23 protein-coding genes are annotated in these 23648 nt (G+C 62.6%); 9 read left to right on the forward strand and 14 right to left on the reverse strand.

Annotated features, from left to right (window positions below; genetic code table 11):
- Positions 1-46 precede the first annotated feature (46 nt).
- Together HU729_RS04845 and HU729_RS04850 are read right to left on the reverse strand one after the other, a co-directional pair.
- Positions 47-487 (reverse strand): NUDIX hydrolase, encoded by a 441-nt coding sequence (locus tag HU729_RS04845; RefSeq protein WP_186708647.1) that lies wholly within the window; start codon positions 485-487, stop codon positions 47-49.
- A 127-nt stretch (positions 488-614) separates the two neighbouring features.
- A complete protein-coding gene (locus tag HU729_RS04850; protein WP_186669839.1) occupies positions 615-2840 on the reverse strand; it encodes an NADP-dependent isocitrate dehydrogenase in 2226 nt (741 codons plus the stop codon).
- Positions 2841-3269: 429 nt separating this feature from the next.
- Between HU729_RS04850 and icd the strand changes: the two genes are divergently transcribed.
- The gene (gene icd, locus HU729_RS04855; RefSeq protein ID WP_186669838.1) at positions 3270-4526 is read left to right on the forward strand and encodes an NADP-dependent isocitrate dehydrogenase; all 1257 of its coding nucleotides are present in this window, start codon (positions 3270-3272) and stop codon (positions 4524-4526) included.
- 74 nt (positions 4527-4600) lie between these two features.
- Here icd and cspD read toward each other — a convergent pair whose 3' ends face one another.
- Positions 4601-4849, reverse strand: a complete 249-nt coding sequence (cspD, locus tag HU729_RS04860; RefSeq protein ID WP_186669837.1) for a cold shock domain-containing protein CspD — start codon at positions 4847-4849, stop codon at positions 4601-4603.
- A 228-nt stretch (positions 4850-5077) separates the two neighbouring features.
- Between cspD and clpS the strand changes: the two genes are divergently transcribed.
- Both clpS and clpA read left to right on the forward strand, forming a co-directional pair.
- Positions 5078-5440 (forward strand): ATP-dependent Clp protease adapter ClpS, encoded by a 363-nt coding sequence (gene clpS, locus HU729_RS04865; RefSeq protein WP_054892333.1) that lies wholly within the window; start codon positions 5078-5080, stop codon positions 5438-5440.
- Between the two features lie 30 nt (positions 5441-5470).
- Positions 5471-7741, forward strand: coding sequence for an ATP-dependent Clp protease ATP-binding subunit ClpA (gene clpA, locus HU729_RS04870; RefSeq protein ID WP_186669836.1), 2271 nt, complete (start codon positions 5471-5473; stop codon positions 7739-7741).
- 222 nt (positions 7742-7963) lie between these two features.
- Here clpA and infA read toward each other — a convergent pair whose 3' ends face one another.
- The 3 genes from infA to aat form a co-directional block, all read right to left on the reverse strand.
- A complete protein-coding gene (gene infA / locus HU729_RS04875; protein WP_002553999.1) occupies positions 7964-8182 on the reverse strand; it encodes a translation initiation factor IF-1 in 219 nt (72 codons plus the stop codon).
- A gap of 102 nt (positions 8183-8284) precedes the next feature.
- Positions 8285-8992: an arginyltransferase gene (locus tag HU729_RS04880; protein ID WP_186669834.1), complete on the reverse strand. Its 708-nt coding sequence runs from the start codon at positions 8990-8992 to the stop codon at positions 8285-8287.
- A 55-nt stretch (positions 8993-9047) separates the two neighbouring features.
- Positions 9048-9728 (reverse strand): leucyl/phenylalanyl-tRNA--protein transferase, encoded by a 681-nt coding sequence (gene aat, locus HU729_RS04885; RefSeq protein WP_186669832.1) that lies wholly within the window; start codon positions 9726-9728, stop codon positions 9048-9050.
- Between the two features lie 409 nt (positions 9729-10137).
- Here aat and ftsK point away from each other — a divergent pair, with 409 nt between their 5' ends.
- The 6 genes from ftsK (at position 10138) to cysG (ending at position 17650) form a co-directional block, all read left to right on the forward strand.
- Positions 10138-12552: a DNA translocase FtsK gene (gene ftsK, locus HU729_RS04890; protein WP_186669830.1), complete on the forward strand. Its 2415-nt coding sequence runs from the start codon at positions 10138-10140 to the stop codon at positions 12550-12552.
- A 62-nt stretch (positions 12553-12614) separates the two neighbouring features.
- Entirely contained in the window at positions 12615-13238 is a 624-nt protein-coding gene (gene lolA / locus HU729_RS04895; RefSeq protein ID WP_065864365.1) for an outer membrane lipoprotein chaperone LolA, read from the forward strand.
- An 11-nt stretch (positions 13239-13249) separates the two neighbouring features.
- Positions 13250-14575, forward strand: coding sequence for a replication-associated recombination protein A (locus HU729_RS04900; RefSeq protein WP_186708649.1), 1326 nt, complete (start codon positions 13250-13252; stop codon positions 14573-14575).
- The gene (crcB, locus tag HU729_RS04905) at positions 14572-14946 is read left to right on the forward strand and encodes a fluoride efflux transporter CrcB (protein ID WP_054892326.1); all 375 of its coding nucleotides are present in this window, start codon (positions 14572-14574) and stop codon (positions 14944-14946) included. Before HU729_RS04900 ends, crcB begins: the two co-directional genes overlap by 4 nt.
- 31 nt (positions 14947-14977) lie before the next feature.
- Positions 14978-16258: a serine--tRNA ligase gene (gene serS / locus HU729_RS04910; RefSeq protein WP_186669828.1), complete on the forward strand. Its 1281-nt coding sequence runs from the start codon at positions 14978-14980 to the stop codon at positions 16256-16258.
- Positions 16259-17650, forward strand: coding sequence for a siroheme synthase CysG (gene cysG / locus HU729_RS04915; RefSeq protein WP_186669827.1), 1392 nt, complete (start codon positions 16259-16261; stop codon positions 17648-17650).
- Between the two features lie 119 nt (positions 17651-17769).
- On the opposite strand, the gene HU729_RS04920 is transcribed toward cysG, so the two are convergent.
- The 8 genes from HU729_RS04920 to HU729_RS04955 all read right to left on the reverse strand — a co-directional run bounded on the left by HU729_RS04920 (position 17770) and on the right by HU729_RS04955 (position 23538).
- The gene (locus tag HU729_RS04920) at positions 17770-18729 is read right to left on the reverse strand and encodes a glutathione S-transferase family protein (RefSeq protein WP_186669826.1); all 960 of its coding nucleotides are present in this window, start codon (positions 18727-18729) and stop codon (positions 17770-17772) included.
- Between the two features lie 98 nt (positions 18730-18827).
- Positions 18828-19826 carry a glycosyl transferase family protein gene (locus HU729_RS04925; RefSeq protein ID WP_186708651.1) on the reverse strand — a complete coding sequence of 333 codons (999 nt, stop codon included), beginning with the start codon at positions 19824-19826 and terminating at the stop codon, positions 18828-18830.
- An 8-nt stretch (positions 19827-19834) separates the two neighbouring features.
- Entirely contained in the window at positions 19835-20170 is a 336-nt protein-coding gene (locus HU729_RS04930) for a TusE/DsrC/DsvC family sulfur relay protein (RefSeq protein WP_186669824.1), read from the reverse strand.
- Positions 20167-20463: a sulfurtransferase complex subunit TusB gene (tusB, locus tag HU729_RS04935; RefSeq protein ID WP_186708653.1), complete on the reverse strand. Its 297-nt coding sequence runs from the start codon at positions 20461-20463 to the stop codon at positions 20167-20169. The genes HU729_RS04930 and tusB overlap by 4 nt, the downstream gene beginning before the upstream one ends.
- Entirely contained in the window at positions 20463-20822 is a 360-nt protein-coding gene (tusC, locus tag HU729_RS04940) for a sulfurtransferase complex subunit TusC (protein ID WP_186669822.1), read from the reverse strand. The genes tusB and tusC overlap by 1 nt, the downstream gene beginning before the upstream one ends.
- Before the next feature lies 1 nt (position 20823).
- A complete protein-coding gene (gene tusD / locus HU729_RS04945; RefSeq protein WP_186669820.1) occupies positions 20824-21216 on the reverse strand; it encodes a sulfurtransferase complex subunit TusD in 393 nt (130 codons plus the stop codon).
- 86 nt (positions 21217-21302) lie between these two features.
- Positions 21303-22682, reverse strand: a complete 1380-nt coding sequence (locus tag HU729_RS04950; protein WP_186708654.1) for a uracil-xanthine permease family protein — start codon at positions 22680-22682, stop codon at positions 21303-21305.
- A 184-nt stretch (positions 22683-22866) separates the two neighbouring features.
- Positions 22867-23538, reverse strand: a complete 672-nt coding sequence (locus HU729_RS04955; protein WP_054892316.1) for a Bax inhibitor-1/YccA family protein — start codon at positions 23536-23538, stop codon at positions 22867-22869.
- Between the last annotated feature and the right edge of the window lie 110 nt (positions 23539-23648).

Consider the following 23648-nt stretch of genomic DNA (forward strand, 5'->3'; position numbering starts at 1 on the left):
GTATCTGGGGGAAAAATTCCGATTCTATCAGGACGGCGCATCCGCGTCAGTCGCGCAGCAGCGAGAGGCTGTGCAGCGGGCCTGCCAGATAGTCGTCAAGGCAGCGTGGCACCAGCTCGCTGCGCCAGCGTGCGGGATCGGCCAGCAGCTCGTCGCGGGTCAGCCACAGGGCGCGGGTGATGTCGCTGTCCAGGGCACGCTTGGGGTGGTGGCGCAGGGGGCGGGCGGCGAAGCAGATACGCTGATAGGTCACGCCGTTGCTCGGCGCAGTGTAGAGGTAGATGCCGACCACGCCGGTCAATTCGACCTCCCAGGCGGTTTCCTCGAGGGTTTCGCGCAGGGCAGCCTGGGGCAGCGTCTCGTTGGCCTCGAGATGGCCGGCGGGCTGGTTGAACACGTGCTGGCCGGCCTTGAACTCTTCGACGAAGAGGAACTTGCCGTCCTGTTCGACGATGGTGGCGACAGTGATGTGAGGTTGCCAGGTCATGAACAGCTCCATAAGGCTGGTACGGACCCTGTAGGAGCGGGTTCCCGTAGGCCGCCAGATATCGTTTATCCAGAAAGCACAAACCCCGGTGCGTGGCCGGGGTTTGTGCTGTTACTTCAAGCGAACCTTACAGGGCGGCGATGGCGCTGTTCAGGGTCTGGCTTGGGCGCATCACCTTGGCGGTCAGCTCGGCATCGGGGGCGTAGTAGCCACCGATGTCGGCCGGCTTGCCCTGGACGGCGTTGAGCTCGGCGACGATGGTCGCTTCGTTCTCGGTCAGGGTCTTGGCCAGTGGGGCGAAGCGTGCCTGCAGGGCAGCGTCGTCGCTCTGGGCAGCCAGGGCCTGGGCCCAGTAAAGGGTCAGGTAGAAGTGGCTGCCGCGGTTGTCGATACCGCCGACCTTGCGCGAAGGCGACTTGTTGGTGTCGAGGAACTTGCCGGTGGCCTGGTCCAGGGTGTTGGCCAGGACCTTGGCGCGTGGGTTGTCGTAGGTGTTGCCCAAGTGCTCGAGCGAGGCGGCCAGGGCCAGGAATTCACCCAGCGAGTCCCAACGCAGGAAGTTCTCTTCGACCAACTGTTGCACGTGCTTGGGTGCCGAACCGCCGGCGCCGGTCTCGAACAGGCCGCCGCCGTTCATCAGCGGCACGATCGACAGCATCTTGGCGCTGGTGCCCAGTTCCATGATCGGGAACAGGTCGGTGAGGTAGTCGCGCAGCACGTTGCCGGTCACCGAGATGGTGTCCTTGCCTTCGCGGATGCGAGCCAGGGAGAACTTGATGGCGTCGACCGGGGCCAGGACGCGGATGTCCAGGCCAGTGGTGTCGTGGTCCTTCAGGTACTTCTGGACCTTCTCGATCATCACACCGTCGTGGGCACGAGCCGGGTCCAGCCAGAACACCGCCGGAGTGTTGCTCAGGCGGGCGCGGTTGACAGCCAGTTTCACCCAATCCTGGATCGGTGCGTCCTTGGTCTGGCACATGCGGAAGATGTCACCGGCTTCGACGCTCTGTTCCAGAACGACGTTGCCCTTGCCATCGACCACGCGCACGACGCCGTCGGCCTTGATCTGGAAGGTCTTGTCGTGGGAGCCGTACTCTTCGGCTTTCTGCGCCATCAGGCCAACGTTCGGCACGCTGCCCATGGTGGTCGGATCGAAGGCGCCGTTTTTCTTGCAGTCTTCGATGGTGGCCTGGTAGATGCCGGCGTAGCAGCGGTCCGGGATGATCGCCTTGGCATCTTGCAGCTCGCCTGCGGTGTTCCACATCTTGCCCGAGTCGCGGATCATCGCTGGCATCGAGGCGTCGACGATGACGTCGCTCGGTACGTGCAGGTTGGTGATGCCCTTGTCGGAGTTGACCATGGCCAGGGCTGGACGCTCGGCGTACAGGGCCTGGATGTCGGCTTCGATCTCGGCCTGCTTGTCGGCTGGCAGGTCCTTGATGCGGGCGTACAGGTCGCCGATGCCGTTGTTGGCGTTGAAGCCCACTTCGGCCAGCGCAGCCGCGTGCTTGGTCAGCACGTCGTTGTAGAACTCTTCGACGATGACGCCGAACATGATCGGGTCGGAAACCTTCATCATGGTGGCTTTCAGGTGCACCGACAGCAGTACGCCAGAAGCCTTGGCATCGGCGATCTGCTCGGCGATGAAGGCTTTCAGGGCCTTGCGGCTCAGGGTGGCGCAGTCGATGACTTCGGCGGCCTTGACGGCGGTTTTCTCTTTCAGGACGGTGGTGGAACCGTCCTTGGCGACCAGTTCGATGCGCAGGCTGTCGTCAGCCTCGATCAGTGCGGCTTTCTCGCTGCCGTAGAAGTCGCCCTGGGTCATGTGGGCAACGTGCGACTTGGAGTCGGCGGCCCAGGCACCCATCTTGTGCGGGTGCTTGCGTGCGTAGTTCTTGACCGACAGCGGTGCACGACGGTCGGAGTTGCCTTCGCGCAGTACCGGGTTCACGGCGCTGCCCTTGATGCGGTCGTAGCGCGCGCGGGACTCTTTCTCTTCTGCGGTGGCCGGCTCGTCGGCGTAGTCGGGGATGTTGAAGCCCTTGGCCTGCAGTTCCTTGATCGCCGCCTTCAGCTGTGGAACCGAAGCGGAGATGTTCGGCAGCTTGATGATGTTGGCTTCAGGGGTAGTGGCCAGCTGACCCAGTTCCGCCAGGTGATCGCCTACCTGCTTCTCTGCGCCCAGTTGCTCCGGGAACGCCGCGAGGATACGGCCAGCCAGGGAAATGTCGCGGGTTTCGACAGCGATGTCAGCCGAAGCGGTGAAGGCTTCGATGATCGGCAGCAGCGAGTAGGTGGCGAGGGCGGGGGCTTCGTCGGTGAAGGTGTAGATGATCTTGGAACGGGTGGGCATGCGGGTTAACTCTCTATGTGCTGAGCGTACTCGAGTCTCGAGGTGCGCAGGGTAGGCGCTTCGCCCTGGCGACGCCATGAGCGGATGGTCGAGAGGCTGCGAGCGGTGATGGTGGATGCATCAGTCGAGCGTCAAATGCTGGGATGCGGTAACAGCCCAGGCTTTCTGGCCTTTCCTGGCCGAGGGCGAGCCGCATTTTCCAAGGGTTCGCCCCGATGACCCTGCGGTCAGGGCCGGAGTATATCAAACCCTTTGGGCTAATCAGCAAGGCGAAGTGATATCGACGCCTTTATAAGACCAAAGATGTACGGGCAATGTGGCGTGATGCCGCAGGTGCCGGGGCTGTCCGGCTTGCAGGTCGGCGGATGTGGTTTAGGCTGATTGGATCGCATGATGTCCAACCACACCCGACAGCGGAGTAGTGCAAGCATGGGATACCAGAAAATCAAGGTTCCGACGGATGGCGCCAAGATCACCGTCAATGCAGACCATTCGCTCAACGTTCCCGATAACCCGATCATCCCCTACATCGAGGGCGACGGCATCGGTGTCGATGTCTCTCCGGTCATGATCAAGGTGGTGGATGCCGCCGTGCAGAAGGCCTATGGCGGCAAGCGCAAGATCGCCTGGATGGAGGTGTACGCCGGCGAGAAGGCCACTCAGGTCTATGACCAGGATACCTGGCTGCCCCAGGAAACCCTCGATGCGGTGCGCGACTACGTGGTGTCGATCAAGGGGCCACTGACCACGCCGGTTGGCGGCGGTATCCGCTCGCTGAACGTCGCCCTGCGCCAGCAGCTCGACCTGTACGTCTGCCTGCGCCCGGTGCTGTGGTTCCAGGGCGTGCCCAGCCCGGTGAAGAAGCCTGGCGATGTCGACATGGTGATCTTTCGCGAGAACTCCGAGGATATCTACGCCGGTATCGAGTGGAAGGCCGGCTCGCCGGAGGCGAACAAGGTGATCAAGTTCCTGAAGGAGGAAATGGGCGTCACCAAGATCCGTTTCGACCAGGACTGCGGCATCGGGGTCAAGCCGGTCTCCCGCGAAGGCACCAAGCGCCTGGTGCGCAAGGCCCTGCAGTACGTGGTGGACAACGATCGCGAGTCGCTGACCCTGGTGCACAAGGGCAACATCATGAAATTCACCGAGGGTGCGTTCAAGGACTGGGGCTACGAAGTGGCGAAGGACGAGTTCGGCGCCGAGCTGCTCGATGGCGGCCCGTGGATGAAGTTCCGCAATCCGAAGACGGGGCGCGAGGTCATCGTCAAGGACGCCATTGCCGATGCCATGCTCCAGCAGATCCTGCTGCGCCCGGCCGAGTATGACGTGATCGCCACGCTCAACCTCAATGGCGACTACCTGTCCGACGCGCTGGCGGCGGAGGTGGGCGGCATCGGCATTGCGCCGGGTGCGAACCTTTCCGATACCGTGGCGATGTTCGAGGCGACCCACGGGACGGCGCCCAAGTATGCCGGGCAGGACAAGGTCAATCCGGGGTCGGTGATCCTGTCTGCCGAAATGATGCTGCGGCACATGGGCTGGACCGAAGCGGCCGACTTGATCATCAAGGGCACCAACGGCGCAATCGCCGCCAAGACCGTGACCTACGACTTCGAGCGCCTGATGGACGGCGCCAGGCTGGTGAGCAGCTCGGGTTTCGGTGATGAGATGATCAAGCACATGTGAGGTAACAAAAAAAACCGGCCGCTCCTTTTATAAAGAAGCGGCCGGGTTTTTCGTATACGGCAGAAGGTAAGGGGTCAGGCCTCGGCTGTCCGGCTCGCTTGAGGGCTGTCAGCTGTGGCGCCGGCGTTTTTGATATTGACCGCGTGCAGTCCCTTGGGGCCTTGGACGATGTCGAAGGATACGCTCTGGCCGGCCTTCAATGTCTTGTAGCCGTCCATCTGGATCGCCGAGTAGTGGGCGAACAGATCGTCTGTCTTGCCCTCTTCGTTGATGAACCCATAGCCCTTGGCATTGTTGAACCACTTGACTTTACCGCTTGCCATCCCTACGTCCCTCTGCAAAGGACTCCATCACTGGAGTATCATCCACTTCATCCGCATACGAACCGTGCGAAAAATCTGGTTGACTGCGCGGATCTTTATAGACCACGGTGGGTTCTTATTGGTTGTAACACCGTTTTGCCGATAGTCAAGGTCATGCGGCGGCCGCTCCTGCGGTGACTGCGCGGTCAATCCATTACCCTAACCTGTCGATATGATGAAATTCTTTCCATGCATGCACTCAGGCAGATTCGACTAACATTCAATCAGGATCATCCGAAGTCCGATGAGGACGACGGTGCAGGTCTGGCAGTGCAGGAAGCCAAGCCGATCCTGCAGGCGCCACCGATGTACAAGGTGGTTTTGTTCAACGATGACTACACACCGATGGATTTCGTCGTCGAAGTGCTCGAGACGTTCTTTAGTCTGAACCGCGAGCTGGCGACCAAGATCATGCTGACCGTCCATACCGAAGGGCGGGCAGTGTGCGGATTGTTTACCCGGGACATCGCCGAGACCAAGGCCATGCAGGTCAATCAATACGCAAGAGAAAGCCAGCATCCGCTACTCTGTGAAATCGAGAAGGACGGTTAATCGCCGACCACTTGGGTATGAGGTGAAGCTATGTTAAACCGCGAGCTCGAAGTCACCCTCAATCTGGCCTTCAAGGAGGCCCGTTCGAAGCGTCATGAATTCATGACCGTCGAACACCTGTTGCTGGCACTCCTTGACAATGAGGCCGCCGCGACCGTTCTGCGCGCCTGTGGCGCCAATCTCGACAAGCTCAAGCATGACCTGCAGGAGTTCATCGATTCGACCACGCCACTGATTCCCGTCCACGACGAGGACCGCGAAACCCAGCCTACGCTCGGTTTCCAGCGTGTGCTGCAGCGCGCCGTTTTCCACGTGCAAAGCTCCGGCAAGCGTGAAGTGACCGGCGCCAATGTGCTGGTGGCGATCTTCAGCGAACAGGAAAGCCAGGCCGTGTTCCTGCTCAAGCAGCAGAGCGTGGCGCGCATCGATGTGGTCAACTACATCGCCCATGGCATCTCCAAGGTGCCGGGGCACGGTCCGCATACCGACAGCGACCAGGAAATGCAGGATGAGGAAGGGGGCGAGGCGTCCTCGTCCAGCAACCCGCTGGACGCCTATGCCAGCAACCTCAATGAACTGGCCCGTGCCGGTCGTATCGATCCGTTGGTGGGGCGTGAGCAGGAGGTCGAGCGCGTCGCGCAGATCCTGGCCCGCCGTCGCAAGAACAACCCGCTTCTGGTCGGTGAGGCGGGTGTCGGCAAGACTGCCATCGCCGAAGGCCTGGCCAAGCGCATCGTCGATGGCCAGGTGCCCGACCTGTTGGCACAGAGCGTTGTCTACTCGCTCGACCTGGGTGCCCTGCTGGCCGGCACCAAGTACCGCGGCGATTTCGAGAAGCGCTTCAAGGCGCTGCTGGGTGAGCTGCGCAAGCGGCCGCAGGCGATCCTGTTCATCGACGAGATTCACACCATCATTGGTGCCGGCGCGGCATCCGGTGGGGTGATGGATGCGTCCAACCTGCTCAAGCCGTTGCTGTCCTCCGGAGATATCCGCTGCATCGGTTCGACCACCTTCCAGGAGTTCCGTGGCATCTTCGAGAAGGACCGTGCCCTGGCGCGGCGTTTCCAGAAGGTCGATGTCAGCGAGCCGTCGGTGGAAGATACCGTGGGTATCCTGCGCGGCCTGAAGGGGCGTTTCGAAAGCCACCACAATATCGAGTACAGCGATGAGGCCCTGCGTGCAGCTGCGGAGTTGGCTGCCCGCTACATCAACGATCGGCACATGCCGGACAAAGCCATCGACGTGATCGACGAGGCGGGTGCCTATCAGCGCCTGCAGCCGGAAGCCAGCCGGGTCAAGCGCATTGAGGTGCCGCAGGTCGAGGACATCGTCGCCAAGATCGCGCGGATTCCGCCGAAGCACGTCACCAGTTCCGACAAGGAACTGCTGCGCAACCTGGAGCGTGACCTCAAGCTGACCGTGTTCGGCCAGGATGCGGCGATCGACTCGCTGTCCACCGCCATCAAACTGTCGCGTGCAGGCCTGAAGGCACCGGACAAGCCAGTTGGTTCGTTCCTGTTCGCAGGGCCTACCGGTGTCGGCAAGACCGAGGCTGCGCGTCAGTTGGCCAAGGCGCTTGGGGTGGAGCTTGTGCGCTTCGACATGTCCGAGTATATGGAGCGCCACACCGTGTCGCGACTGATCGGCGCGCCGCCCGGCTATGTCGGTTTCGACCAGGGCGGTCTGCTGACCGAGGCGATTACCAAGCAACCACACTGCGTGCTGCTGCTCGATGAAATCGAGAAGGCCCACCCTGAAGTCTTCAACCTGCTGCTGCAGGTGATGGACCACGGTACGCTGACCGACAACAACGGGCGCAAGGCAGACTTCCGCAATGTGATCCTGATCATGACCACCAACGCGGGTGCCGAAACCGCGGCGCGAGCCTCGATCGGCTTCACCCAGCAGGACCACACGTCCGATGCCATGGAAGTCATCCGCAAGAGCTTCACGCCGGAGTTCCGCAACCGTCTGGACACTATCATCCAGTTCGGCCGCCTGAGCCACGAGACGATCAAGAGTATCGTCGACAAGTTCCTCATCGAACTGCAGGCTCAGCTGGAAGACAAGCGCGTGTTGCTGGAGGTCAGTGACGAGGCGCGCGGCTGGCTGGCCGTCAAGGGCTACGACGTGCAGATGGGGGCGCGACCGATGGCGCGACTCATCCAGGACAAGATCAAGCGGCCTCTGGCCGAAGAGATCCTGTTCGGCGAGTTGTCCGAGCACGGTGGCGTGGTGCATGTCGAGTTGCGTGACGGTGAACTGGTCTTCGACTTCGAGACCACGGCCGAGGTTGCGTGACAGCTGTGCCTGCGCAGGCAGCTGCCTTGTTCAAAATTCAAAGGCTGGCCCAATCCCTGTGGGAGCGGGCTTGTCCCGCGAACACGGGCGTAGCCCGTGCCAGGCAGCTCGGTGTCTTTTTCGCAGGCGGGCACGCTCCTGCAGCCCTGTGAAGCCGCTCCTTGCGATTGCGCAGATACAAAAAAGCCCGGCACATTGGCCGGGCTTTTTCATGGCTGGAGCTTAGCGCGCACGGTAAGTGATGCGGCCCTTGCTCAGGTCGTACGGCGTCAGTTCGACGCGGACCTTGTCGCCAGTGAGAATGCGGATGTAGTTCTTGCGCATCTTGCCGGAGATGTGCGCGGTAACGACGTGCCCGTTTTCCAACTCCACGCGGAACATGGTGTTGGGCAGGGTGTCGACGACAGTGCCTTCCATTTCGAAGCTGTCTTCTTTCGACATGCAGTAAAGCCCTCGGTATCCAGAGATGGCCCGACGCACGACTGCACCGGGCAAAAAAGTGGCGTGGATTATGCCCGAAAACTGTGTTTCAAGCCAATGCTTTCAGTTGAGGCTGACCCAACGCTGGTTGATCAGCAATTCGATGGGGCGATACTGGGTCTTGTAGTTCATCTTCTTGCAGTTCTTGATCCAGTAGCCCAGGTAGACCGCCTCGAGATTCTGCCGCAGTGCCTCGGTGATTTGCCAGAGAATGGCAAAGCGCCCCAGGCTGCGACGTTCTTCATCGGGCTCGTAGAAGGTGTAGACCGCCGAAAGGCCGTTAGGCAGCAGGTCGCACACGGCGATCGCCAGCAGGCGGCCTTCGAGGCGGAACTCGTAGAACCAGCAGAATGGCAGGTCGCGCACCAGAAAGGTGGAGAACTGGTCGCGGCTGGGCGGGTACATGTCGCCATCCGAGTGGCGCTGTTCGATGTAGCGTCGATACAGGTCGAAGTACTCTTCCTTGAACGCCGGGCGCGCAGCAGTGACGGTGAGGTCGGCGTTGCGCTTGAGGATGCGCCGCTGCTGGCGGTTAGGGATGAAGCGTGCTGCAGGGATGCGAGCCGGTACGCAGGCATTGCAATTCTGGCAGTGCGGGCGGTAGAGATGATCGCCGCTGCGACGAAAACCCATTTCCGAAAGGTCGGCGTACACATGTACGTCCATCGGCTGGCTAGGGTCCAGGAACAGCGTGGTCGCCTGCTCCTCCGGCAGATAGCTGCAGGAGTGAGGTTGAGTGGCATAGAACTTCAACCGCGCCAACTCTGTCATGATTGACCCCCCGGCAAGACGTTGTCTTAAGTGTATGCCAGCAATGGGAACTCGCCTAGCGAACCCAGGTTGCCTTGCAGGGCTGGTCGAGGTGGCGCGCGAGGTAGCGGGCGAACTCGGCGCGGCTGATGGCACGGGCGCCGAGGCTGTGCAGATGGTTGGTCGGCATCTGGCAGTCGATCAGGGCAAAGCCAGCCTGGCGCAGGTGCTCGACCAGGGTGGCGAAGCCGACCTTCGAAGCGTTGTCGGCGCGACTGAACATGGACTCTCCGAAGAACAGCTGGCCCATGGCCAGGCCATACAGGCCGCCGACCAGCTCGCCATCCTGGCGCACCTCCACCGAATGGGCGATGCCGCGTCGATGCAATTCACAGTAGGCGGCCCGCATGCTGTCGGTAATCCAGGTGCCGTCAGCATAGTCGCGGGGTGCGGCGCAAGCGGCGATGACCCGTTCGAAGTCGCTGTCGAAAGTGACCTGGTAGCGGCCCTGGCGTATGAGCTTGGCCAGTGAGCGCGAAACGTGCAGCTCGTCCGGGAACAGCACGGTGCGCGGATCCGGTGACCACCAGAGGATGGGCTGGCCGTCCTGATACCAGGGGAAGCAGCCATGGCGATAGGCCTGGACCAGGCGCTCGGGCGTCAGGTCGCCACCGGCGGCGAGCAGGCCGTTGGGCTCGTGCAGGGCTTTTTCCAGGGGCGGGAAGGTGAGCGAGTCGCGGGTCAGCCAGGTGAGCATGGTCTTTCGGCGGTGGGGGAGGGGAGCGGGCAGCATGGCGGCTGCAAGAAGTGTGGTCAACGTCTGGTCTTGTGCTGCCTGGGGGAGGTTGCCGGCGGCCAGGGTTGGTCCCTGCCCGTCATGCGTGGTTTTGGCGCAGCGTTTGAGGCGGTTTCCTACGCATTAGTGAGCCATCCGGCACCAACCCGGACATTTGCTGTCATACCTGTGCAAAAATACAGCATAAGCCTTTGTCACAGAACAAAATGCATGCTCAAATTGCACCCATGGAAATCGGCCCTCTGTTCATGTGCCATGCGGCGTGCCGCCATGGCGGCGGGCGGGCAGTAATGATAAAAGTAGTGGTTCGTCGGCCAGTCATCGGCTCGATCACTATTTAACGCGCAGCGAGCGCAGGAATAGACGCGTTTTGAAGAAATCCACCGCAACCCCGACCCCTTTGCCCGTGCCGTTGTGGCGCCAGCAGTTGCATTACCGCCTCAAGGAGGGCGCGCTGATCGCCGTCGGTGCCCTGTGCCTGTATCTGTGGATGGCGCTGCTGACCTACGACACCTCCGACCCAAGCTTCAGCCACACCAGCAACGTCGACCAGGTGCAGAATGCTGCCGGTCGCGCCGGTGCCTTCTTCGCCGACATCCTGTTCATGGTGCTCGGCTACTTCGCCTACATTTTCCCGTTGCTGCTGGCAATCAAGACCTGGCAGATCTTTCGCGAGCGCCACCAGCCCTGGCAGTGGAGCGGCTGGTTGTTCTCCTGGCGCCTGATCGGCCTGGTATTCTTGGTGTTGTCGGGCGCGGCGCTGGCGCATATCCATTTCCACCCTCCCGCGAGCATGCCGTTCTCCGCTGGCGGCGCCCTGGGTGAAAGCCTGGGCGACCTGGCGCGCAACCTGCTGAACGTGCAGGGCAGCACGCTGATGTTCATCGCCCTGTTCCTGTTCGGCCTGACCGTGTTCACCGACCTTTCGTGGTTCAAGGTCATGGACCTCACCGGCAAGATCACCCTCGACCTGTTCGAACTGGTGCAAGGTGCGGCCAACCGCTGGTGGGAGGCGCGCAACGAGCGCAAACGCCTGGTGGCGCAACTGCGCGAGGTAGATGACCAGGTCGATGAAGTGGTCGCCCCTGTGGTTACGGACAAGCGCGAGCAGGTCAAGGCCCGCGAGCGCATCATCGAGCGCGACGAGGCCCTGACCAAGCATGTGGCCCAGCGCGAGCAACAGCCGGCGCCAGTGATCAATATCCCGGCCCCGGTCAAGGCGCCCGAACCGAGCAAGCGGGTGATGAAGGAGAAGCAGGCACCGTTGTTCGTCGACAGCGCCGTGGAAGGCACGCTGCCGTCGATCTCCATTCTCGACCCGGCCGAGCAGAAGAAAATCGAGTATTCGCCTGAGTCGCTGGCCGGCGTCGGTCATCTACTGGAAATCAAGCTGAAGGAGTTCGGTGTCGAGGTGTCGGTGGACTCCATCCATCCGGGCCCGGTGATTACTCGTTATGAAATCCAGCCGGCTGCAGGTGTCAAGGTCAGCCGCATCGCCAACCTGGCGAAGGACCTGGCGCGTTCGCTGGCAGTGACCAGCGTGCGGGTGGTCGAGGTGATTCCCGGCAAGACCACCGTGGGCATCGAGATTCCCAACGAGAACCGTCAGATGGTGAGGTTCTCCGAGGTCCTGTCCTCGTCTCAATACGACGAAGCCAAGTCGCCGGTAGCCCTGGCGCTGGGGCATGACATCGGCGGCAAGCCCGTGATCACCGATCTGGCCAAGATGCCGCACTTGCTGGTGGCCGGTACTACCGGTTCCGGTAAATCGGTGGGTGTGAACGCGATGATCCTGTCGATCCTGTTCAAGTCCGGCCCCGAAGATGCGCGGCTGATCATGATCGACCCGAAGATGCTCGAACTGTCGATCTACGAAGGCATTCCGCACCTGCTGTGCCCGGTGGTCACCGACATGAAGGACGCCGCCAACGCCCTGCGCTGGAGCGTCGCCGAGATGGAGCGCCGCTACAAGCTGATGGCCGCCATGGGCGTGCGTAACCTGGCGGGCTTCAACCGCAAGATCAAGGATGCCCAGGAAGCGGGCGAGGTTATCCACGATCCGCTGTACCGCCGCGAGAGCATGGAAGACGAGCCGCCGACGCTGAAAACCCTGCCGACCATCGTGGTCATCGTCGACGAGTTCGCCGACATGATGATGATCGTCGGCAAGAAGGTCGAAGAGCTGATCGCCCGAATCGCCCAAAAGGCGCGGGCGGCGGGTATTCACCTGATTCTCGCTACCCAGCGTCCATCGGTCGATGTGATCACCGGTCTGATCAAGGCCAACATTCCTACCCGCATGGCGTTCCAGGTGTCGAGCAAGATCGACTCGCGGACCATCATCGACCAGGGCGGTGCCGAACAGTTGCTCGGCCACGGTGACATGCTCTACATGCCACCGGGTACCAGCCTGCCGATCCGGGTCCATGGTGCGTTCGTATCCGACGATGAAGTGCACCGTGTGGTCGAAGCCTGGAAGCTGCGGGGGGCGCCGGACTACAACGACGACATCCTCAACGGCGTCGAAGAGGCTGGCAGCGGCTTCGAAGGTGGTGGCGGCGGTGGCGATGGCGACGATGCGGAAACCGACGCCCTGTACGATGAAGCGGTGCAGTTCGTGCTTGAAAGCCGTCGTGCATCGATTTCAGCGGTACAGCGCAAGCTCAAGATCGGCTACAACCGTGCCGCGCGGATGATCGAGGCGATGGAGATGGCCGGTGTGGTCACTCCGATGAACAGCAACGGCTCGCGGGAAGTGATTGCCCCAGGTGGCCCGCGCGATTGATGATCACTTTGTCGGGCGCCAACGACGGCGTCCGGCCTATTCACTGCTCAATGAGGATTCCCATGCGCGCGATTCGCATGCTGTTGGTTTCTGCCCTGACCCTGGGCTCGGTTACCGCTTATGCCGGTGAGCAAGATGTACAGCGCCTGACCCAGTTGCTGGAAAAGTCCCAGACCATCGAGGCCAACTTCTCTCAGTTGACTCTGGATGCCAGCGGCACCAGCTTGCAGGAAACGACCGGCAAGATGACGGTCAAGCGCCCGGGGCTGTTCTACTGGCACACCGATGCGCCGCAAGAGCAGGTGGTGGTGTCCGATGGCCAGAAAGTCACCCTGTGGGACCCGGATCTGGAACAGGCCACGGTCAAGAAGCTTGATGTGCGTTTGAGCCAGACCCCGGCGTTGCTGCTGTCCGGCGATGTCTCCAAGATCAGCCAGAGCTTCGACATCGCGTCGAAGGAGCAGGGCGAGGTCATGGACTTCACCCTCAAGCCCAAGACCAAGGACACGCTGTTCGACTCCCTGCGCATCTCGTTCCGCAAAGGGCTGATCAATGACATGCAACTGATCGACAGCGTCGGTCAGCGTACCAACATCCTGTTCAACGGGGTCAAGGCCAACCAGGCTGTCCCGGCGAGCACGTTCCAGTTCAAGATCCCGGAAGGCGCCGACGTCATCCAGGAGTAACGCGAGGCATCATGGACCTGTTTCGAAGCGAACCCGTTGCCCAGCCTCTGGCTGCTCGCCTGCGTCCGTCCAACCTGGATGAGTACGTGGGCCAGGAGCACTTGCTGGCGCGTGGCAAGCCGCTGCGTGAAGCGCTGGAGCAGGGTGCGCTGCACTCGATGATCTTCTGGGGGCCGCCGGGAGTTGGCAAAACCACGCTGGCCCGGCTGCTTGCGCAGTTCTGCGATGCGCATTTCGAAACGGTCTCGGCGGTGCTGGCGGGGGTCAAGGAAATCCGCCAGGCCGTCGAGGTGGCCAAGCAGCAGGCCGGCCAGTATGGCCGGCGCACCATCCTGTTCGTCGATGAAGTGCACCGCTTCAACAAGTCCCAGCAGGATGCCTTTCTACCCTACGTCGAAGACGGCACCTTGCTGTTCATCGGCGCCACCACCGAAAACCCTTCGTTCGAACTCAACAACGCCTTGCTGTCACGGGCTCGGGTCTATGTACTCAAGAGCCTGGACGAAGCGGCCCTGCGCAAGTTGGTCAACCGTGCGCTGACCGAAGAGCGTGGGCTGGGCAAGCGCAAACTGCGGGTCGGCGATGAGGCGTTCAAGATGCTCATGGCCGCTGCCGATGGCGATGGTCGGCGCATGCTCAACTTCCTCGAGAACGCTTCCGACCTTGCCGAGGATGGCAGCGAAATCGACGTGCAGATGCTGCAAAGCCTGCTTGGCGACAGCCGCCGCCGCTTCGACAAGGGCGGCGAGGCGTTCTATGACCAGATATCGGCGCTGCACAAGTCGGTGCGCGGCTCCAACCCCGACGGCGCGCTGTATTGGTTCGCGCGCATGCTCGACGGCGGTTGCGATCCTTTGTACATCGCCCGCCGCGTGGTGCGCATGGCCAGCGAGGACATCGGCAACGCCGACCCCCGCGCACTGAGCCTGTGCCTGGCGGCCTGGGATGTCCAGGAGCGCCTGGGCAGCCCCGAGGGCGAGCTGGCAGTGGCGCAGGCCATCACCTACCTGGCCTGCGCACCCAAGAGCAACGCTGTCTACATGGGCTTCAAGACCGCCCTGCGCGAGGCCGCCGAGCACGGCTCGCTCGAAGTGCCACTGCACCTGCGCAACGCACCGACCAAGCTGATGAAGCAACTGGGCTATGGCGACGAATACCGCTACGCCCACGATGAGCCAGACGCCTACGCTGCGGGCGAAGACTATTTCCCCGACGAGCTCGAGCCACGCCCCTATTACCAGCCAGTGCCACGAGGCCTGGAATTGAAGATTGGCGAGAAACTGCGCCACCTTGCCGAGCTGGACCGCAACAGCCCTCGTCAACGGAGAAAAACGTGATTGCTCTGATCGCCTCGGTGAGCGCCGCCGGTATTGCTGGCACCTTGCTTCGCTTTGCTGCGGGCAACTGGGTCAATGCCCACTGGCCACGACACTTCTATCTCGCTACGCTTGCGGTCAATCTGGTGGGCTGCCTGATCATCGGTGTGCTGTACGGCCTGTTTCTCAACAAGCCCGGCGTGCCGATCGAGGTGCGTGCGGGGCTGATCGTCGGCTTCGTCGGCGGGCTGACCACCTTTTCGTCCTTTTCACTGGATACCGTGCGCCTGCTCGAAAGCGGACAGGCGCCCCTGGCCTTCGGCTATGCCGCCGCCAGCGTGCTGGGCGGGCTGCTCGCCACCTGGGCCGGCCTGGCCCTGACCCGAATCTGAACCAACACCTAAAACACAACGAGAGAACGATATGCTCGATTCCAAACTGTTACGCGGCCAACTTCAGGAAGTGGCGGATCGCCTGGCCTCCCGTGGCTTCAGCCTGGATGTCGCGCGCATCGAATCACTGGAAGAGCGCCGCAAGTCGGTGCAGACCCGCACCGAGCAGCTGCAGGCCGAGCGTAATGCCCGTTCCAAATCCATCGGCCAGGCCAAGGCCAAGGGCGAAGACATCGCCCCGCTGATGGCGGATGTCGAGCGCATGGCCAACGAGCTTGCAGCCGGCAAGACCGAGCTGGACGAGATCCAGGCCGAGCTCGACGGCATCCTGCTGACCATCCCCAACCTGCCGGACGCCAGCGTGCCGGTCGGCGCCAGCGAAGACGACAATGTCGAAGTGCGCCGCTGGGGCACGCCGCAGGCCTTCGACTTCGAGATCAAGGACCACGTTGCCCTGGGTGAAGTCAGTGGTGGCCTGGACTTCGAGGCTGCGGCCAAGCTGTCCGGCGCTCGCTTTGCCGTGCTGCGTGGGCCGATTGCCCGCCTGCACCGCGCCCTGGCGCAGTTTATGATCAACCTGCACACCGGCGAGCACGGCTACGAGGAGCACTACACCCCTTACCTGGTACAGGCCCCGGCCCTGCAGGGCACCGGCCAGTTGCCGAAATTCGAGGAAGACCTGTTCAAGATCACCCGCGAAGGCGAGGCCGACTTCTACCTGATCCCGACCGCCGAAGTGTCGCTGACCAACCTGGTAGCGGGCGAGATCCTCGACGCCAAGCAGCTGCCACTGAAACTGGTGGCCCACACCCCGTGCTTCCGCAGCGAAGCGGGCGCATCGGGTCGTGACACCCGCGGCATGATCCGCCAGCACCAGTTCGACAAGGTCGAGATGGTCCAGGTCGTGGAGCCGTCCAAGTCCATGGAAGCCCTTGAAGGCCTGACCGCCAACGCCGAGCGCGTGCTGCAGTTGCTGGAGCTGCCATACCGCGTGCTGGCCCTGTGCACCGGCGACATGGGCTTCGGCGCCGTGAAGACCTACGACCTGGAAGTGTGGGTGCCCAGCCAGGGCAAGTACCGCGAAATCAGCTCCTGCTCCAACTGCGGCGACTTCCAGGCCCGCCGCATGCAGGCCCGCTGGCGCAACCCGGAAACCGGCAAGCCGGAGCTGGTGCACACGCTCAACGGCTCCGGCCTTGCAGTGGGCCGCACGCTGGTTGCGGTGCTGGAGAACTACCAGCAGGCCGATGGTTCGATTCGTGTGCCTGAGGTGCTCAAGCCCTACATGGGCGGCGTCGAGGTTATCCGCTAAATGAAGTACCTGCCGCTGTTCCATAAGCTGCAGGGCGGCCGAGTACTGGTCGTCGGCGGCGGTGAGATCGCCCTGCGCAAGGCGCGCCTGTTGGCGGATGCCGGCGGCGTGCTGCGGGTGGTCGCGCCGGAAGTCGACGGCCAGTTGGCCGCGCTGGCCAGGGAAGGCAGCGGAGAGGTGCTGGTGCGCGGCTATCAGGTCGCTGACCTGGAGGGTTGCCGTCTGGTGATCGCCGCCACTGATGACCCGGGGCTCAACGCACAGGTATCGGCGGACGCACAGGCGCGCAACCTACCGGTCAACGTGGTGGATGCACCGGCCCTGTGCACGGTGATCTTCCCTGCCATCGTCGATCGCTCGCCGTTGGTGGTGGCGGTTTCCAGTGGCGGCGATGCGCCGGTGCTGGCACGTTTGATCCGGGCCAAGCTCGAGACCTGGATTCCGTCCACCTACGGCGAGTTGGCAGGCCTGGCCGCGCGTTTTCGTGACAAGGTCAAGGCGCTGTACCCGGACGTCAACCAGCGTCGCGGCTTCTGGGAGACTGTGTTCCAGGGGCCGATCGCCGAGCGGCAGTTGGCCGGGCAGGGCGCCGAAGCCGAGCGGCTGTTGCAGGCCATGGTCGATGGCGCGCCTGTACAGCAGGGTGGCGAGGTCTATCTGGTCGGTGCCGGCCCTGGTGATCCCGACTTGCTGACCTTCCGTGCCCTGCGCCTGATGCAGCAGGCCGACGTGGTGCTTTACGACCGTCTGGTGGCCCCGGCGATCATCGAGATGTGTCGGCGTGATGCCGAGCGCATCTATGTCGGCAAGCGCCGCGCTGACCATGCTGTGCCCCAGGACCAGATCAACCGCCTGTTGGTTGATCTGGCCCGCCAGGGGAAGCGGGTGTTGCGCCTGAAGGGCGGCGATCCGTTCATCTTCGGCCGTGGCGGCGAGGAGATCGAGGAGCTGGCCGACGAGGGCATCCCCTTCCAGGTCGTGCCGGGTATCACGGCGGCCAGCGGCTGTTCGGCCTACGGCGGTATTCCACTGACTCACCGCGACTACGCCCAGTCGGTGCGCTTCGTCACGGGCCATCTCAAGGACGGCACCAGCAACCTGCCCTGGAATGACCTGGTGGCGCCAGCCCAGACACTGGTGTTCTACATGGGCCTGGTAGGCTTGCCGACCATCTGCGCCGAGTTGATCCGTCATGGCCGTGCGGCAAGCACGCCGGCAGCGCTGGTGCAGCAGGGCACGACCCGCAATCAGCGCGTGTTCACCGGGACCCTGGCAGACCTGCCGGACCTGGTGGCCCGGCATGAAGTGCATGCGCCGACCCTGGTGATCGTTGGGGAAGTGGTGCAGTTGCGTGACAAGCTGGCCTGGTTCGAAGGGGCGCAGAACAGCTGATCACTGGGGCCACTTCGTGACCCATTCTCGGGCAAGCCCGCTCCCACAGGTACGGCGCTGCTTTAAACCTGTGGGGGCGGGCTTGCCCGCGAATGGGCTGCAAAGCAGCCCCAATGATTTCAACCCTGCCATATGCCCTTGCCCGCCAACCGTTCACGATCATGGGGCAATGTGAAGTCCTGCAGTGGCCCCTTGGGTACGATGCCGTTCGGGTTGATGGTCTTGTGGCTCATGTAGTAGTGCTTCTGGATATGTTCCATATCCACCGTCTGCGCCACCCCTGGCCACTGATAAAGCTCGCGTAGCCAGTTGGAGAGGTTCGGGTAGTCCGCCAGCCGCCGCAGGTTGCACTTGAAGTGCCCGTGATACACCGCGTCGAAGCGCACCAGCGTGGTGAACAGCCTTACATCCGCCTCGGTCAGGTATTCGCCGGCCAGGTAGCGCTGGCTGTCGAGCAGCGCTTCCAGGTGATCCAGCTCGTTGAACACCTCATCGAACGCTGCCTCGTACGCCTCCTGGGTGGTGGCGAAGCCTGCGCGATACACGCCGTTGTTCACCGTCGGGTAAATGCGTTCGTTGAGCGCATCGATGGTGCTGCGCAGTGGCTCGGGGTAGAGGTCCAGGCGATTGCCGGTCAACTCGTCGAACGCGCTGTTGAAGATGCGGATGATTTCCGCTGACTCGTTGTTGACGATGCGCTGCTCTTGCTTGTCCCACAGGACCGGTACGGTCACTCGGCCCGTGTAGTGCGGATCATCCACTGTGTAGCGTTGATGCAGGTACTGTAGGGCGTCGAGATGATCGCCGGTCGAGCCCTGTGCGATGTCGAAGGTCCAGCCGTGCTCGCCCATCAGCCAGCTCACCACAGATACGTCGATCAGTGGCTCCAGGCCCTTGAGTGCGCGGAAGATCAGGGTGCGGTGCGCCCATGGGCAAGCCAGTGAAACATACAAGTGGTAACGGCCTGCTTCGGCCGCAGGCAGCGCATTGCGGCGCTGGGCGTTTTCGCGGCGGAAGGCGCCATCCTTGCTGTTCTGGTACCACTGGTCATGCCAGCGGCCGTCGATCAAAAGGCCCATGTGGAGCTCCAATTACCAAATAGTCTGTCGTTGGAGCTCAGTCTAGGGCATACCGTTCGAATAAATAGCGCAAATATCGCCAGTTATTGATCGACTGGTTAGATGTTTCGGTTTGACCAGAACGTGCGCGCGGTGTCGAACGCCTGTTCGCGATCATGGCCCAGGCCGCGCAGCGCCAGGGCCATGGTCGCGACGACCGCCAGCTCGCCATAGCTGTCCTGCGCCGCGCCGTGCCATACCGCCAACAGATGCTCGGGCTCAAGCTTTGCTGGCTTGACGTGGCGTTGTGCACTCAGCGCGGGCCATTCTTCGTCCCAGGCCTCGCTGCCGGTGGTGCCGTACAAGTGGCTGATGACATCCGGATTGACTTCGATCTCGCCGCCATCACCTTTGATCACCAGGGCGTGATCGCCGAGCAGGCGACTGGCCTCGCGGTGCACGGCCTGGTAGCCCGGGTGGAAGATGCTTTGCAGGCCGCAGCGCGCGCCGAGCGGGTTGAGTACGCGGGCCAGGGAGTGGATCGGCGAGCGCAGGCCCAGGGTGTTGCGCAGGTCGATCATCCGCTGCAATTGCGGCGCCCAGTCCTGCAACGGGAAGAAGGCCAGGCGCTGCTGGTCCAGGCTGTCGGCCACCGCCTGCCAGTCACGGCACAAGGGGATGTCCAGCAGGGCGAGCAACTGTTCGGTGTACAGGCGCCCAGCCGTGTGGGCGCCGCCGCCGTGCATGAGAATGCGAATGCCGCTGTTGGCCAGGCACTTGGCAGCCAGCAGGTACCAGGGCAGGTGGCGCTTCTTGCCGGCGTAGCTTGGCCAGTCGAGATCCACAGCGATCGATGGGGCTTGCAGGTGGGTGCGCAGGGCCTCGGTGAAACCTGCCAGCTCCTCGGCACTTTCCTCCTTGTGCCGCAGCAGCATCAGAAAGGCGCCCAGTTGGGTGTCTTCGACCTTTCCTTCGAGCAGCAGTGTCATCGCTGCGCGCGCTTCCTCGCGGGTCAAGCCCCGTGCTCCGCGCTTGCCCTTGCCGAGAATGCGCACGAACTCGGCGAAGGGGTGTTCGGCCGGGGTTTCCAGGGTCAGGGGGCTCGGGCTGTCGGTCATCGGCTCGGTCATATGCAGTTGGTCGGCTTGGGCAGGCCCGCCAGCTTGGCGGCCAGTTTGGCGGGGGTGCCATTGAACAGACGGTTCAGGTGCGGGCTGTTGCCCTTGTCCGGGCCCAGCTTCAGGGCGGTGTACTTGATCAGCGGACGGGTCGCTGGCGAAAGCTGGTATTCGTCGTAGAACTGGCGCAGCAATTCGAGGACTTCCCAGTGGTCCGGGGTCAGTGCGATCGCTTCACGGGCGGCCAGGGCTTGGGCGACCTCATGGGACCAGTCCTGCAGGTCGACCAGGAAGCCGTCCTTGTCCAGGGCAATCGAGCGATTGCCTACAATCAGGTCGCTCATAGCCAGGTATTGACCTTGTCGTAGTGCAGCGAAAGCGCGACGAAGGCGGGATAGTCCACGGCCTTTGCCAACTCGCCGGGGATTGCGCGGGCCTGCAGGTCTTCTTCGAGGGCGAACAGGCGTTGCTCCAGGCCAGCAGCCTGCAATACACGGTAAGGCTCGCTGCCGGGCTTGAGGGCGTAGGTTGCATCGCCGCACAGCAGCAGCGCGTCCTGGTTGTCCAGCAAACGCAAGCAACTGGTCAAGCGGTTGTCGCCGAAGGGCGAATGGCTGATTACATGCAGGGTCGTCATCAGAGGGTCACCACCTGGTCGAAACGGGCGATCAGTGCGCGCAGTGCTGCATCGTCGAGGACCTGTACCGGCAGCTCTAGCGTGCTGCCGTCCAGTCCGCGTTGCTGGAGGCTGTGCGCGCAGGCGAACAGCTCCTCGACCCCGAACATCGGGAGCGCCTGCAGGTTGGCGGCAAGGTTCTTCTGCTGCAGCAGGGCCGGTTGCTGGCCGCTGGCGAGTTGGAAGACACCGTCATCGAGAAACAGCATGCCCAGCGGTAGGTCGAAGGCGCCACCGGCAAGCGCGATATCCAGCGCTTCGCGGGCGGATGGCCCATTCCAGGGTGCCTGGCGGCTGATGATCAACAAAGAGCTGGCCATTTCAATCGCCTCCGAAGCAGACCAGACGGTCTGCCACTTGCGCAGCTTCGTGCAGTTGCCCAAGACCGGACAGCTCCCACGGCTTGGGCAGGTTCACGGCAGGGCGCTGGTAGCGATTGGCTTCGGCCTCGTCGAGCACGCCCCGGCGCAATGCTGCGGCGATGCAGACCACCGCATCGAGTTGATGATGGCTGACGAAGCTGCGCCATTGCGCCGCCACATCCTGTTCATCCTGAGGCGCGACGACGTTGGCCGAGGCGCTGTGCACCCCGTCCTGGTAGAAGAACAGTCGAGTAATCTCGTGTCCGCCGGCCAGGGCCGCCTCGGCGAAGCGCAGCGCGCGGCGCGAGGAGGGCGCATGGGCCGGAGAAAACACCGCGATGGCGAATTTCATGGAAGGCTCGTGTAAAGAAGTGCCGTCATGATAAAGCAAAAAGCCCGCACCTGTAGGCGCGGGCTTTTGTCTGCCTGCAAAGATGGTCAGGCGCGTTCCCGGCTCTCTGGCAGGAACCAGTTCAGCACCAGGGCACAGATACCGCCGGTGGCAACACCAGACTCCAGTACGTTACGCAGCGCCGCATGCATGTGCGCCAGGAACTCCGGCACCTGCGCCACGCCCAGCCCCAGGGCCAGCGACACGGCGATGATCAGCAACGCCCGACGATCCAGGCGGGTGCTGGCCAGGATATTGATCCCTGATGCCGCCACCGCACCGAACATCACCATCGCCGCACCACCCAGTACAGGCTCCGGCACGGCCTGGATCACCCCGGCCACGCTCGGGAACAGCCCCAGCAATACCAGCATGAGCGCGATCCAGACACCGATATGACGGCTGGCGATACCCGTCAGCTGGATCACCCCGTTGTTCTGCGCAAAGATCGAGCTGGGGAAGGTGTTGAACAGGCCCGCCAGCAGCGAGTTCGCCCCATTGACCAGCACCCCGCCCTTGATGCGTTGCATCCACACCGGCCCCTCGACCGGCTGACGCGACACTTTGCTGGTGGCTGTCACATCGCCGATGGCTTCCAGCGAGGTCACCAGGTAGATCACCAGCATCGGAATGAACAGCGCCCAGGAGAAGCCCAGGCCGAAGTGCAGCGGTACCGGCACCTGGAACAGCGCGGCCTCGTGCATGCCAGTAAAGTCCAGACGCCCCAGGTAGCCTGCCAGCGCATAGCCCACCGCCAGCGCGATGACGATGGCGCAGCTGCGCATCCACACCACCGGAATCCGGTTGAGGACCACGATGATCGCCAGCACCACGCCTGACAGCAGCAGGTTCTCGCCATTGGCGAAGGTGCCGTTGCCCATGGCCGCAAAGCCGCCACCCATGCTGATCAGGCCAACTTTGATCAAGGTGAGGCCGATCATCAGCACCACGATGCCGGTCACCAGCGGGGTGATCAGGCGCTTGATGAATGGCAGGATGCGCGAAACGCCCATCTCCACGAACGAGCCGGCGATCACGACCCCAAAGATTGCCGCCATCACGCCTTCGACCGGCGTACCCTGCTTGACCATCAGCGCACCACCGGCAATCAGTGGTCCGACGAAGTTGAAGCTGGTGCCCTGGACGATCAGCAACCCTGCGCCGAATGGCCCGAAGCGCTTGCACTGGACGAAGGTTGCGATGCCCGAGATCACCAACGACATCGACACGATCAGGTTGGTGTCCCGCGGCGAAACGCCCAGCGCCTGGCAGATCAGCAGGCCAGGCGTGACTATTGGCACGATGATCGCCAGCAAGTGCTGCAGTGCCGCCAGCAGACCGATCAGTGGCCGCGGCTTGTCCTCGAGGCCAAGGACCAGTTCGTTGGCAGGCGCCGTCGCGCCTGGCTCTTGTTCGAGTGAACTCATGGGAAACCGCCCCGAAGAAAAAAGGAGCGCATTCTACGGGGCCCGACGGCGAAGGGGTAGAGGTACGTCTTGACTGGGCTGCTCTTTGCTTCTTCGTGGCGGGGAGGGGCGTGCACCCCAAAAGCATCCACGCACAAAAAAGCCCGCCGAAGCGGGCTTTCCTGAATCGTCCAATCGCTAACGATCAGTCGTCACGACCCATGATGCCGAACAGCTGCAGCAGGCTGACGAACAGGTTGTAGATCGATACATACAGGCTGATGGTCGCCATGATGTAGTTGCGCTCGCCGCCATGGATGATGGCGCTGGTCTGGAACAGGATGCAGACCGACGAGAACAGCACGAAGCCAGCACTGATCGCCAGTTGCAGGCCGCTGATCTGGAAGAAGAAGCTCGCGACCACGGCACCCAGCAACACGAAGAAGCCCGCGGTGATGAAGCCGCTGAGGAAGCTCATGTCGCGGCGGGTGATCAGCACGTAGGCCGACAGGCCACCGAATACCAGTGCGGTCATGGCGAAGGCCGAGCTGACCACTTCAGCGCCACCGGCCATGCCGAGGTAGCGGTTGAGGATCGGGCCGAGGATGAAGCCCATGAAGCCGGTGAGGGCGAAGGTAGAAACCAGGCCCCAGACCGAATCACGCAGCTTGGCGGTGAGGAAGAACAGCCCGTAGAAGCCGATCAGCACCACGAAGATGTTCGGGTAGCCGACGCGCATCTGTTGAGCGACGAAAGCCATCACGCCGCTGAAGGCAAGCGTGAGCGCCAGCAGGCTGTACGTGTTGCGCAGGACCTTGCTGACCTCCTGCTGCTCGACCTGCTGGCCGTGTTGTACGGCGTAATCCTGTTCGCGCATGGCGACACTCCTGTGGGTTTGAAACGTTCAGATGCAAAGATCATAACAGAGCCTCTGCAACGGGCGACAGAGAGAGTTTGACAGCGTGTTTCATTACGGTATGATTGCCG

The organism is Pseudomonas sp. RW10S2, assembly GCF_014268985.1.
Classification (GTDB): domain Bacteria; phylum Pseudomonadota; class Gammaproteobacteria; order Pseudomonadales; family Pseudomonadaceae; genus Aquipseudomonas; species Aquipseudomonas wayambapalatensis.